Origin of the sequence: Algoriphagus terrigena DSM 22685 (genome assembly GCF_000429445.1) — a bacterium.
GTDB classification, from domain to species: Bacteria; Bacteroidota; Bacteroidia; order Cytophagales; family Cyclobacteriaceae; genus Algoriphagus; species Algoriphagus terrigena.
This window is the reverse complement of record NZ_KE386904.1, coordinates 104,783-117,489: the sequence shown is the minus strand read 5'-3', so window position 1 is coordinate 117,489 and position 12,707 is coordinate 104,783. Positions and strand designations below refer to the sequence as shown.

Here is a 12,707-nt window from a genome sequence, read left to right as displayed (position 1 = left end):
CTTTTAATTTTTGATTTAGACGAAATTGGGCCTATTATCGAACCTAAATTCAGGCTGAGCCTTAAAATTAGAACACTGAAATTCCAATGGGAGATATTATAATAGCATTTAGCAACTGGATCTGGGGTCCGCCGATTTTGGTTTTGCTTTTGGGAGGAGGAACCTATTTTTTGATACACTCTGGTTTTATTCCTTTCACCAAGATGGGGCATGCTGTCAAGCTACTGACGGGGAAATATGATGATGACCTCGCTCCGGGGCAGATTTCTTCCGCTCAGGCGCTTTCTTCCGCTATCGCCGCCACAGTCGGATTGGGCAATATCTCCGGAGTTGCGATCGCTATCAACATGGGAGGGCCAGGCGCGCTCTTTTGGATGTGGGTGGCGGCATTTGTGGGAATGGCGACGAAATACTACACCTGTAGCCTGGCAATTATGTACCGGGGTAAGGACAGTGCCGGCGAAATCCAAGGAGGTCCGATGTATTTCATCGAAGAAGGCATGGGGAAAAAATGGAAGTTTCTTTCCGTCATTTTTTGTGTAGCTGGAGTAGCTGGACTACTTGCGATTTTCCAAGCAAACCAACTGACGGCGGTGCTTCAGGCTGTGTTGATCCAACCTGAGACGATGGAAGAAACGGTACGAAACCGTTGGATAATCGGTTTTGGAATGATGGGAATGACGGCCTTTGTTATCTTGGGAGGAATCCAGCGAATTGCCTCAGTAGCCTCTAAGATGGTCCCATTCATGGTTGGGATCTACATGGTTACGGTTTTATTTGTTGTTTTTAAGTATTTTGGACAGGTGCCGGAAATGCTGCGTTTGGTCGTGGTGGATGCTTTCACGGGCAATGCAGCGATGGGTGGAGCTGTTGGGTCGGTGATCGTGATCGGCGCCAGGCGGGCTGCTTTTTCCAACGAAGCAGGGATTGGTACCGCACCGATGGTCCACGGAGCTTCCAAAAACCGGGAGCCCATCAGGGAAGGACTGATTGCCATGCTCGGGCCATTTGTGGACACGATTGTAGTTTGTACGCTGACAGCTTTGGTGATTTTGTTGACCGGTGTTTGGCAAAACTCCGAGAATGATGGAGTAAGATTGACTTTGGAAGCATTTGAAGTTGGGATCCCAGTTTATGGGAAATACCTTTTGATGTTGTCCGTGCTGGTTTTTGCGCTTTCTACCATGTTTACCTATTCATACTACGGTCAAAAATGTACCGGTTACTTATTTGGAGCGGATAAGGCATCGTACTATAATTATTTTTATTTGGCGACGATCGTAGTCGGTGCGGTCGCTAGCCTGGAAGTGGTAGTCAGCTTGGTGGACGGGATGTATGCGGTTATGGCTTTTCCCAATATGATCGCAGCGCTGTATCTGTCTCCAAAAGTTCGGGCAGCATCGAAGGATTATTTTGCTAGAATGAAGGCCCAAAAATAATGCGGTACCTAGTCGCTCCAAATGCTTTCAAGGGAACGATACCTGCAGATGAAGCAGCCAAGTTGATTGCAGATACACTCGGCAAAAAACCGGATGCAGAATGCTGGATCCAACCGATAGCAGATGGAGGTGACGGCACGTGCGCCTTATTGATTGATTCGTTGGGTTTGGAGAAAATCCATGTCCTGACGCTCAATGCGGTTGGTCGACCTATTTACGGATACTTTGGTTGGGATGCGACGCAAAATAAGGCCTATCTCGATCTTGCTACGGCGTCTGGAATCGGGGTGTTGGAAAAACATCAGAAAAATCCAGCTGTGACCTCTACTTATGGAACAGGGATTCTCATCCTAAAAGCACTGGAAAAAGGAGCGGAGGAGATTGTTTTGGGCTTGGGAGGGAGTGCTACGGTAGATCTGGGTACGGGAATTCTGAATGCCTTGGGCCTATTATTTCTGAATGAAAGCGGACGGGAGATTCCGATGTTTTCTCCGGGATTTTTAGAAAAAGTGCAACATGTCCAGCGGGCTATTTCGACACCAAAAATCAAATTTACCTGCCTCTGCGATGTAAGAAGCCCTTTTTTGGGAGCAAACGGAGCGGTCCGGATCTTTGGGCCGCAAAAAGGAATTGACTTCGATCAGCTGGATTCTTTTGGCAAGTCGAGTGAACGGATACTTGAACTTCTTATCAAAAAATCGAAAAAAGAGTGGACTGATCAACCGGGATTTGGAGCAGCCGGCGGAGTGGCCATGGGACTTCAATTCTTCTTTGATACAGAGATAAAGTTTGGCTCGTCCTATTTCTTTGACCTAGTGAAGATGGAGGAGAAAGTCCGCCAGTCGGATTGGATCATCACCGGCGAAGGGCAGTACGATACCCAAAGCGATGAGGGCAAGGCGAGCTTCGAGCTTTTGAATTTGGCCAAAGCCAATCAAAAAAAGATCGTATTAATCACTTCTGGTACTGGTGGTAGAGATTCTGGTTTTGACTTGGTTTTGGAGCTTCCTGAATTGGATTTTTCCGCTCCAGACTTCAAAGAAAAAGCCCGGGAAAATCTCATCGGGCTAATTGATCTGGCAATTTTGGAAGGGAAGCTAGACTAAACTCGACGATAGTCACCCTGCCAGTTCTTGACCTGAAGCTTGATTTCTTTAGGTGTCAACCTCTCTTTGATTGCTTTTTCCATCAGATGGATTAATTCCTCATCGCCGGCGAATCTCAGGGCGATGATTTGGCTGAGACCCAGCTGAGCCTCTTTAGAATAAAAAGGGGATCCGGTGAGATGAAAATATCGCTGTCTCATCTCCCCGAGGATAATTCTGTTTTGGGTTTTGATGGCGTAAATCCTCGATAGGAGCGGAAGCAATGCCAGCACAGTGGCACCTAAAAGAAAGTAGACGCCTGTCCAAGTGCTTTCTGAGGTACTAAAATCCATACGGTACACGGTCCAGCCCAGAAAAATCAAAGTCATCGGAGTAATCACCAAATGGTGAAGTGGATAGACTCGGGCGTGATTTTTATAGTTTTGGGTTTTCATAGAGTGGAATGGGTAAAAAAAAAGGAGGCCAAGCCTCCTTTAACAATATTGTAAATTGATCAATGATCAGCTTTCTTTTTCTTGGAGAAAGTACTTCTGACATCCACTGCTGAGATGCCTGCACCAAGTCCAATAAGTGTACACACGATCAGCAGAAACAGTTGAGCTCCTGACATGATGGGCGAGCTGAAAATATCTAGTAGTATCATTTCTTGTTTGTTGAAATTCGGATGGATGTGCGAAGATAAAGCTGGCAGCTGATTTTACAAAGCCGATCCTAACTCCGACGCACGATATTGGATGATTTAATCCAAATCATCGTCAAATTCCTCGTCTTCAAAATCCTCAGCGTCGTCTATATCTTCGTCTTCTTCATCGAAGTCTACGATACTGTCCAGATCACTGTCTTCATCGAGATCATACTCGTCTTCAAATTCGGCTTCGAACTCGTCTTCTTCTTCGAAGTCATCAACTTCATCGAATTCTTCTTCAAAATCCTCCATGGCTGTCTTAAAAGGGGTTTTATTGATTTTATTGATACGAAATAAGCCAAAAAAACAATTACACCAATACTGGCAACTTTAATTTTTTTCGTGGTGCCAATTCAATTTTCGGCTCGTGTTCTTTGATCCATTTGTTTCTTAGGGTTTTCGCCTAGAAATCCAGATAGCTGGTGATATCCTTTCTTTAGTTATTTTCTCAGCAACATAAACTGTGGATTTCCGATTTGGTGAAATGTGTGGGCTGTTGGGACGAAATTCCGCGACTTCCCTCACCGAAGTAAACTCCCTAATATCTCGCTCCCCAGGCCAGCTTTATTGCGGTTATCTCGATTGCTTCGGTCAGTTTCCGATAATTCTTGGGCATGGGCTAACGATTTCAACTCATACCAATTTCGCAAAAGTAGAACGGGAATGAAAAGCCGAAGCAAAAAAAAAACTGACTTTTTTGAGGTCAGTTAAAGATCGTCTTGATGTATTTCTTGATCAGCGGCTTTGATAGATACTCTTTGACGAGGAGGTATTGGCTTGCTTTGGAGATGTCTCTTTCGTCCACAGAACTGCTCAAAATGTATATCTGGGCATCTTGGTACTCTGGTTTGAAGCGATCGAGAAAGTCCCATCCGTTCATTTCCGGCATGTTCAGATCCAGAAAGAGATAGTTGGGTCGGATGCCGTTGATTTCCTCAAGGGCAAGCTTCGCACTCTGGTACTTGAAAAACTGACACGGCTCCTTTACATTTTTGGAGATCAGTTTTTCAGTCACAAAAGTGCTGATGGGATCGTCGTCTATGAGAACAATTGTTAGCATCAAAATGCAAAAATTCCGTAATGAAATACATAATTAACTATACAAAAGTATAATTAAATCTATCAACTGCAAATCCTCTGCCATAAAAAATCGGCAGATTCAAATAAATTAGTTTCAGCCTCGGAATTTTTCTTTCCCCACCAGCAGCTCAAAAAATAAAATGAAGTCAGAAGCTAAGCTGAACAGCGGGTATTGGAAGGTTGCGGGTTTGTTTTTTTCAAAAAAGAAATGACCCATCCAAGCAAAGCCGTACCCTACCAACGGGATGGAAATCAGCCATATATAATTTCCAGAAAAGACGGATGCACCAAGAATAACGAACAGCAAGCCAGTCCCTACGAAATGGAGAACCCGGGAAATGGGGTGCCGATGCTCCTCCAGATAATGGGGATAGAATTCCTTGAGCGTTCTGTATCGCTTGTCCATTTTATTTTTGATCCGACTTATTCTGGCTCAGAAATGAGCTCAGCACCGCGTCTAGGGCTTTCTCTACCTTTTTTTGTTTATACTTTGGATTGGTGACCTCTGTGACGCCTGTCAGTGTCATCAGAAATTTGTCCTGCGCGGGGTCTATGAAATCAACGATGACTTGCAGTAGTTCATAGTTGCTGGTCGAGACAGTCGTGGTGTTGTAGGGGTTGTATCGCCAGGGATCGTAGACCCTATAACCCCAATAGGGATAGGGGTTGTTGTTACTTACTGTTTCGCGCTGTCGCGAATCTTCATTGGAATTGTAGCGAATCACCAAATCCGGCTGTTTTGAATCGTATTTCAGGCCGGCCTCTTCTAAAGTCTCCCGAATCTGAATCTGGACCACCTCATCCAGAAACTGGGAGGAAAAGCCCTTCATTCCGACTTCTTCGTTGATGATGACAAAGGTCTGGTAGGGACGGGCGAGCGGGATCTCGGTGTTTTCCTTGAACACTTCTATCGAACTGCAGGAAGTGGCAAGAATAAGAGTTGTGATGCCGAGTAGGTGCTGGATTTTCCGCTTTACGTTGGGTTGATTTATGATTTGGAACCTCATAGAATGACTGAAGATAGTTTTTCTTCCTTAACGGAAAAATAGAAGCCTTTATTCAGAAAATTTCCCCACACCGGGCAGGATTGTTATTTTTGCCAAATTCATTTTCATGAGCAAGCCTGATTTTGACGATATTTTCATGGAACTGGCGGTTAATCTTGCCAAGCGTTCGCATTGCATCAAGAAGCATGTGGGGGCAGTTTTGACCAAGGATACCCGGATTATTTCCATCGGATATAACGGCCCACCAGCCGGTACGCACAATTGTGACGTGGAGTTTCCTGAATCAGGATGTGCCCGTGACAGCAAGGGAAGCTGCTCGCTGGCTCTTCACGCTGAGCAGAATGCCATTCTCTACGCGGTAAAAAATAACACTTCGGTAGACGGTTCGACGCTCTATGTGACTTTGTCCCCATGCCTCGCCTGCTCGAGGATCATCTTTTCAATGGGGATTTCTAAAGTGGTTTACCTGTTTTCCTACGCTGAATACAAAGGAATAGGAAGCGATGAAGGCGTGGATTTTCTTCGAAAATTCGGAGTAGAGGTCGAAAAGTATTCAAAGGAACTGGTGACTTACGATCATTTGGTTTAAATAAAATTCACCTCGGGGCTGAGCTCAATCCCGAATTTCTCCCGGATTGATTGCCGAATTTGTTCGGACAAAACCCTGACCTCCGACCCGTGCCCATCTCCATAGTTGACCAAGACTAAGGCCTGTTTGGCGTGGACACCGACATCTCCGGACTTAAACCCTTTCCAGCCGGCCTGCTCAATGAGCCAGCCCGCCGGGACTTTTACTCCAGCCTCGCTTGGGTATCCTGGGATTCCCGGGAATCTAGCCTGTAAGTCGGCGTATTGATTTTGGGGGATTGTTGGGTTTTTGAAGAAAGAACCCGCATTTCCGATCACTCTTGGATCTGGGAGCTTGGACTGGCGTATCTCGATCACCGCTTCGCTGACCGCGTTGATTGTAAGCTTTTCGATTCCTTTTTGTCTCAAAACATCCTGAATAGCGCCGTATTCTACCTGAAAATTCGGGCTCTTATTCAGCTTGAAAGTAACCGAGCAGATGACGTACTGATTCTTCAACTTGTTTTTGAAGACGCTCTCCCGATAGCCAAACTGACAGGCCCCATGAGAGAACGTTTCCATCTCCAGCGTGGACCTGTTCATGGCTTCCAGACTGTCGAAAATATCCTTGATCTCCACACCATAGGCTCCAATATTTTGCATGGGAGAGGCTCCTACAGTGCCCGGGATGAGGGATAGGTTTTCGATGCCTGCCCAGTTTCTTTCGATCGCATAACAAACCAAGTCATGCCAAACCTCACCAGCACCGACTTTGACCCAAAGGTGATTTTCGTCTTCCCCGACAAGCTGTATTCCTCTCATCTCTACTTTGATCACCAGCCCGACAAAGTCCTGAGTGAGAAGAATATTACTGCCGCCGCCAAGAATTAACACTTGAAGTTCCTTTTCCTTAGCCCATGTTAAGGCTGATTTTAGGCTTTCTACGGAGTCAGCCGCTGTGAAAAAAAGAGCATTTTGGTCAAAACCAAACGTGTTGAGTGACTTTAAAGAAATGTTTTCTTGTATATTCATGAGCCTTGGCTTGTCCTGCGAAATAAGCAAGATTTTGAGCCAATGTGAAATGAAACCCCAATCTGCCAGCCCATTTCATGAAAGAAGTTCAGATTAACGGTGTCCGCGTCAGGCCCGGTCAGTCAGTCAACATCGAATTGCCCATTGCCAAACTTCCGACTCACACGCTCATCGATTTGCCGATTTTTATCCGGTCTTCCAAAAAAGAAGGTCCTGTCGTGCTGATCTCAGGAGGCGTTCACGGTGACGAAATCAACGGGGTAGTGACGGCTAAAAAGCTGTTGGAAGAATTTGATCAGGGATTGGAGTTGCTGAAGGGGACGCTCATTATCATTCCACTGGTGAACATTTACGGATTTCTATCCAACAGCCGCACATTTCCGGACGGAAGAGATCTGAACCGGAGTTTTCCCGGAAGCAAGAAAGGCTCGCTGGCCTCCCGCATTGCCTACATTCTCAATGAGGAGATCATCCCACAGATCGACTTTGGAATTGATTTCCACACGGGAGGAAGGATGCTTAGCAATCACCCGCAAATTCGGGTGGACTTCAAAGACAAAGTGGGCTTGGATCTGGCTAAGGCCTTTGGGACGCATTTTATCGTCAACTCAAAGCCGATTGAGAAATCTTTCAGAAAGACAGCCTATAAGGCCAGGAAGCATATTTTGGTCTTTGAAGGTGGGGAGTCGATGCGTCTTGACAATTACGCAATTGAAGAGGGAATCAGCGGGACCAAGCGATTGTTGAATTTTTTGGAGATGCTGGAATTCCCTCCGGCAGCGCAGGAAACCATTATCCTGAAAGAAAGCGAATGGACGCGTGCCAGAGCTTCCGGGATTTTCTATTCTTCGGTGAAGCTCGGAGATTCGGTGAGAAAAGGACAGATTATTGCCCGGATATCAGATCCTTACGGCCAGGTGATTGTGCCTGTGAAAGCAACCACAAATGGTCATGTGATCGGACTCAACAACAATCCGGTGATCAATGTCGGAGATGCCATCGTTCACATCGGCAAAGAATAATCGAATTGATTCCTGTTTTGCAAAAGCTCAAAAAAAAAGCACCGATCTCCCGGTGCTTTCGATTTTATGGTTTGAATTTGATTAGCTGAAGTAGTTTTTCAAACCTTCCAGTCTTTCTGCCAATTTTGCCTCTACATTCCGATAATCAGAAGGAGCGGAGAGAGGCTCGTTGACTGAGAAGTAATACTTGATCTTTGGCTCGGTACCGGATGGACGGGCAGAGATCTTGCTGCCGTCAGCGAGGTAGAATTGCATTACGTTGGACTTGTCCATGTCCAGTTTTTCAACTTTGCCGGACTTGACGTGAGTGATGGTCGAGTTTTTCACATCCACGACACGCTCTACATCGACGCCGTTCATTTGGGATGGTGGATTGGTTCGGAATCCATTCATCAAGGCCTGGATCTGCTCGGCGCCGTCTTTCCCTTTTTTGGTCACTGAGATCAGTGACTCTTTGTAGAACCCAAATTCCGAATAAATCTTAGCCATCAGGTCAATGACGCTCATCCCTTTGGTTTTGTAGTAGGCGACTAGCTCTGCAAAGATCGCCGCGGCGCTTACCGCATCCTTATCTCTCACAAAATCTCCGACCAGATAGCCGTAAGATTCCTCTCCGCCGCCGATAAAGGTTTCTTTTCCTTCCAGTTGTAGGATGATGGCTGCGATATTTTTGAAGCCGGTCAACACATTGAAGCATTTGACCCCAAATCCGGCCGCTATCGTATTGATCAGTTCGGTGGTCACGATAGTGTTGACCATAAACTGGTTTCCGTCGAGTTTGCCCGCCTCTTTCCACTTGTTGAGCAGGTAGTAGCTGATCATCGCTCCGGTCTGATTGCCGTTAAGCAATTCGTATTCTCCCTTTTCATTGGGAACGACTGCCGCATAGCGGTCTCCGTCTGGGTCGCAGGCGAGTACCAATTCGGCCTTTACTTTTTTGCCCAATTCAACGGCCATCGTCAGCGCTTCCGCTTCCTCAGGGTTGGGATAGATCACAGTTGGAAAGGTGCCATCCGGTTCTGCTTGTTCCTTGACGATATGGACGTTGTCAAATCCGTAAGCTTTTAAAGCCGCTGGCACCATTTTGCCGGAGGCTCCATGGATCGGAGAAAAGACAATCGGCATGGATTTCTGCGCTTGAATCGCGTCTGGAGAGAGGCTCAAAGCCTTCACCAGATCAAGATAGATCGCGTCAAAATCTTCTTCGATGTACTGGAATAGCGCGTCGTTTTTGTCCCAGTTTACCTGGTCAAATGAGGTGATTTTCTGCACTTCCTTGATGATGTTGGTGTCGTGCGGCGCCACTACCTGCGCGCCGTCTTCCCAATACGCCTTGTAGCCGTTGTACTCTTTCGGATTGTGGGAAGCCGTGATCATCACGCCACTTTTGCAGCCGTAGTGTCTCACTGCGAAAGAAAGCATCGGTGTAGGTCTCATCTCTCTGAAATAAAGAACCTTGATCCCGTTCGCAGTCAGGACATTTGCAGTCGTCGTCGCAAAGAGCGTGTTATTGATCCGACAGTCGTGAGTGATCGCGACTTTGATCTCCTGTCCGGGGAAAGACTGCAGCAGGTAATTTGCCAGCCCCTGGGTAGCCATGCCGATGGTGTAGACATTCATCCGGTTGGTGCCGACTCCCATCAGCCCTCTCAATCCGCCTGTGCCAAACTCCAGATCCTGATAGAAAGAATCCACCAATTCCGTCGGGTTTTCACTTATCAGTTTCTTGATGGATGCTTTGGTGTCAGCATCCACATTTCCATCCAGCCAGCTTTGGGCTTTGCTTAGGATAGCAGGGTCGATTAAACTCATTTCTTTAAAAATTTCAGTGTGGTTCTAAGATATACAAAATGTCAAAATTTGCCAGACTACTCGGCCGATGATCGGGAACAATTTTAATTCCAATCTTTGTGGTGTTTTTGTTTTGAATTGATTTTTATATAGTTGTGTAGAATTTGCTTTCTGACAGAAATTGCCCTGATTTAGGAGAATATGCTCTTCCGCTCCCTTATTTTGATTTTCCTGCTACCGCTTGGACTGGGCAAGGACTCCATATTCAAAAACCTGACCAGCTCTTCCAGCACGGAATACTTCGCTGCTGACCAGATCTCCGTTAGGGAGTCAACCAGTGAGCTTCAGGTGTCGGTGGGATCGAGGCTTTTTGTTTTTGGAAAAGCAAAAGGAACCCTAGATAAAGTGAAAGTCGGAATGCACGTTTTGCCATTTTCGCAGGCTCCCGGAGTGCAGGGAAATGAAAGTACGTTCAGCAAGGTGGCTTGGAAAAAGCTGAAGAACGGCTCGATTCAGATCCAATCCTCCTACAAACCCTGGCCAGCAACACTGACTTGGACGGTCTTAGCCAGCGGTCAACTGATGTTGGAAGCTTCGTCGACCGCGACATCCAACTTTGTGGCAAACGGTTGGCTTGGGTTGGGTTTTGACTATCCGGACTATCAACTGAATCAGATATCCTGGGAGGGAAATCAGCCACAATCGTCCAGGGCGCATGGCGTTTGGAAAAATGAAAACTACATGCCCTTTGGCCATTCTGAGCCGCCAGTCGAACAAAAGCAGAATGTTTTTTTTCAACCAATCCAATCCGTGAAACTCGAGTTTGAGTCTGTCACAGTGGACGTCCGGGCGGAGTCTCCCGGGATTTTTTTTGGAATGAGAAATGCTGAAAGTCAAGATTCTAATTTTCCTGAAATCAATTCAGACCTAGGGTTTCTCTTGGATCTGACTGGAAATCGGGCAGTATTTTTGCCCCAAGCTCCGTCTGAAGTTAACCTCAAGAGCAAATCCGATTCTTTAAATCCGCTTGTTCTTTGGTTTCATTTTCAATAAGTTCAGCGTTCACTTACTTACTCAATATGCGATCAATTTTCTTTTTTGCATTTTTCTCACTTTGCATTGGGAGCTATGCTCAGAATACCCTGAAAACGCCTTGGGCCGAGGAAATGAACCCTTCAGCCCCACTTCCGGAATACCCCCGACCCCAGCTGGTTCGCAGTGCTTGGCAAAATCTGAACGGCAGATGGGACTTTGCGATTTTACCCAAGGGAAGCAGCCCAGAATCGGGATTCGCGGGAAAAATAACCGTTCCCTTTGCCGTCGAATCCCTTCTGTCAGGCGTCCAGACGACTGTCGGTCCGGACAACGAGCTCTGGTATGAGCGTACCTTTGATTTGAGCTTGGATAGAAAAGGAAAGCGGATCATGCTCAATTTTGGAGCAGTAGACTGGGAAGCGGAAGTGTGGGTAAACGATAAACAGGTTGGAAAACATCAGGGCGGGTTTGACGGATTCAGCTTTGACATTACGGATCATTTGGTCAAGGGAAAATCTCAAAAAATCCGGGTAAGAGTATGGGACCCTAGCGACTCCGGACCACAGCCAAGAGGCAAGCAAGTCAAAGAACCGAAAGGAATCTGGTACACTCCGGTGACCGGGATCTGGCAGACCGTCTGGTTGGAGACTGTATCCGAATCGTTTATCGCATCCAGCTATTCGCAGACCGATTGGGAGAATGGTGTTCAGGTCTTTTATCCAGAGGTCGAAAATTCACAAGAAGGTCAAGAAGTAGAGGTGAGTATTCTGGAAGCGGGTGAAGTAATCGCCTCCTTCCGGGCCAAAGCCAACAAACCTGCTCCGGTAAAAATCGAAAATCCGAAAGCTTGGTCACCGGATTCGCCGACGCTTTACGAAGTTTCGATCAAGCTTTTCCAAGGAAAAAAACTCATCGAAGAAGTCAAATCGTATGCAGCTTACCGCGATATCCGAATGGCCAAGGGAGCGGACGGTCATCAACGAATGTTTCTGAACGGAAAGCCGCTCTTTCAATATGGCCCACTTGATCAAGGCTGGTGGCCTGATGGACTCTACACTGCACCGACGGACGAGGCGCTTCTTTTTGACATTGAAAAGACCAAAGAAATGGGCTTCAATATGATCCGAAAGCATGTGAAGGTGGAGCCGGCGCGCTGGTATTACCATGCGGACAAGCTTGGGATGCTGGTGTGGCAGGATATGCCAAGCGGCGATATGGGCAATCGCTGGGAAGTCCGACCGGGGATCATCCGTGAAGGGATGAATAAAGAGCGCACTCCCGAGTCAGAGGAAATATTCAAGACTGAGTGGAAAGAGATCATCAGCGAGTTTAGGTTTTTCCCGTCCATTGTGGTTTGGGTTCCGTTCAATGAAGCTTGGGGTCAGTTCAAAACAACGGAGATCGTCAATCTGACCAAGGAACTAGACGCAAGTCGATTGATCAACAGCGCAAGCGGTGGAAACTTCGAGATGGAAGGGACACAGATCGTCGGCGACATCATGGATTTACATAACTATCCCGACCCCGTGATGCCCGATCCGGCGATCTTTGGAAGCCAATCTATCTTGGTCTTGGGTGAATATGGGGGCTTAGGCTTGCCCATCGAAGGGCATACTTGGCAGCTGAAGGATAACTGGGGCTATCAGAGCTTTACTACGATGGAGGAGTTGAAATCCCGCTATGCGATCCTGATTGAGGACTTAGCGGAACTGATTCCAAAAGGCTTGGCTGCCGCAATCTACACGCAGACGACCGACGTGGAAGTGGAAACCAATGGGATCATGACCTATGACCGAAAGATCATCAAGATCCCGACGGAGGAGCTCAAAAAGCTCCACGAGAAGCTGTATAAGTGAGGCGGGATAGGAGAAAACGGAGTAGCGTTTCAGCTCTTAACAACTCTAGTTTGTTTTGATATTCTCCGAAACTAGAAAATTCAGAAA

Annotated in this window: 14 protein-coding genes; 6 read left to right on the top strand and 8 right to left on the bottom strand. The window is 46.8% G+C overall.

Features of this window, described 5'->3' with window-relative positions:
- Positions 1-86: 86 nt before the first annotated feature.
- Together G459_RS0124375 and G459_RS0124370 are read left to right on the top strand one after the other, a co-directional pair.
- Positions 87-1,439, top strand: coding sequence for an alanine/glycine:cation symporter family protein (locus G459_RS0124375; protein ID WP_026969914.1), 1,353 nt, complete (start codon positions 87-89; stop codon positions 1,437-1,439).
- Positions 1,439-2,545: a glycerate kinase gene (locus G459_RS0124370; protein WP_026969913.1), complete on the top strand. Its 1,107-nt coding sequence runs from the start codon at positions 1,439-1,441 to the stop codon at positions 2,543-2,545. Before G459_RS0124375 ends, G459_RS0124370 begins: the two co-directional genes overlap by 1 nt.
- Here the strand turns inward: G459_RS0124370 and G459_RS0124365 are convergent.
- The 6 genes from G459_RS0124365 to G459_RS0124340 form a co-directional block, all read right to left on the bottom strand.
- Positions 2,542-2,979: a DUF6526 family protein gene (locus tag G459_RS0124365; protein WP_026969912.1), complete on the bottom strand. Its 438-nt coding sequence runs from the start codon at positions 2,977-2,979 to the stop codon at positions 2,542-2,544. The genes G459_RS0124370 and G459_RS0124365 overlap by 4 nt on opposite strands.
- 59 nt (positions 2,980-3,038) lie before the next feature.
- Positions 3,039-3,188 (bottom strand): hypothetical protein, encoded by a 150-nt coding sequence (locus G459_RS30065; protein WP_157373451.1) that lies wholly within the window; start codon positions 3,186-3,188, stop codon positions 3,039-3,041.
- Positions 3,189-3,284: 96 nt separating this feature from the next.
- On the bottom strand, positions 3,285-3,482 hold the full coding sequence (locus tag G459_RS0124355) for a hypothetical protein (protein ID WP_026969911.1): 198 nt from the start codon (positions 3,480-3,482) through the stop codon (positions 3,285-3,287).
- Between the two features lie 451 nt (positions 3,483-3,933).
- Positions 3,934-4,290, bottom strand: a complete 357-nt coding sequence (locus G459_RS0124350) for a response regulator (protein WP_026969910.1) — start codon at positions 4,288-4,290, stop codon at positions 3,934-3,936.
- 114 nt (positions 4,291-4,404) lie between these two features.
- Complete coding sequence (locus G459_RS0124345; protein ID WP_026969909.1) at positions 4,405-4,716, bottom strand: Mpo1-like protein; 312 nt, start codon at positions 4,714-4,716, stop codon at positions 4,405-4,407.
- Position 4,717: 1 nt separating this feature from the next.
- The gene (locus tag G459_RS0124340) at positions 4,718-5,317 is read right to left on the bottom strand and encodes a DUF4136 domain-containing protein (protein WP_169725068.1); all 600 of its coding nucleotides are present in this window, start codon (positions 5,315-5,317) and stop codon (positions 4,718-4,720) included.
- Between the two features lie 106 nt (positions 5,318-5,423).
- On the opposite strand from G459_RS0124340, the gene G459_RS0124335 reads away from it, so the two are divergent.
- Positions 5,424-5,906 (top strand): deoxycytidylate deaminase, encoded by a 483-nt coding sequence (locus G459_RS0124335; protein WP_026969907.1) that lies wholly within the window; start codon positions 5,424-5,426, stop codon positions 5,904-5,906.
- On the opposite strand, the gene murB is transcribed toward G459_RS0124335, so the two are convergent.
- Positions 5,903-6,916 carry a UDP-N-acetylmuramate dehydrogenase gene (gene murB / locus G459_RS0124330; protein ID WP_026969906.1) on the bottom strand — a complete coding sequence of 338 codons (1,014 nt, stop codon included), beginning with the start codon at positions 6,914-6,916 and terminating at the stop codon, positions 5,903-5,905. The genes G459_RS0124335 and murB overlap by 4 nt on opposite strands.
- Before the next feature lie 77 nt (positions 6,917-6,993).
- Between murB and G459_RS0124325 the strand changes: the two genes are divergently transcribed.
- Complete coding sequence (locus G459_RS0124325) at positions 6,994-7,938, top strand: succinylglutamate desuccinylase/aspartoacylase family protein (RefSeq protein ID WP_026969905.1); 945 nt, start codon at positions 6,994-6,996, stop codon at positions 7,936-7,938.
- 81 nt (positions 7,939-8,019) lie between these two features.
- Here the strand turns inward: G459_RS0124325 and G459_RS0124320 are convergent, their stop codons facing one another.
- A complete protein-coding gene (locus tag G459_RS0124320; RefSeq protein ID WP_026969904.1) occupies positions 8,020-9,750 on the bottom strand; it encodes a phospho-sugar mutase in 1,731 nt (576 codons plus the stop codon).
- A 180-nt stretch (positions 9,751-9,930) separates the two neighbouring features.
- Between G459_RS0124320 and G459_RS0124315 the strand changes: the two genes are divergently transcribed.
- Together G459_RS0124315 and G459_RS0124310 are read left to right on the top strand one after the other, a co-directional pair.
- Positions 9,931-10,782: a hypothetical protein gene (locus tag G459_RS0124315; protein ID WP_026969903.1), complete on the top strand. Its 852-nt coding sequence runs from the start codon at positions 9,931-9,933 to the stop codon at positions 10,780-10,782.
- Between the two features lie 26 nt (positions 10,783-10,808).
- On the top strand, positions 10,809-12,620 hold the full coding sequence (locus G459_RS0124310) for a glycoside hydrolase family 2 protein (protein ID WP_026969902.1): 1,812 nt from the start codon (positions 10,809-10,811) through the stop codon (positions 12,618-12,620).
- The last annotated feature ends 87 nt before the right edge of the window (positions 12,621-12,707 follow it).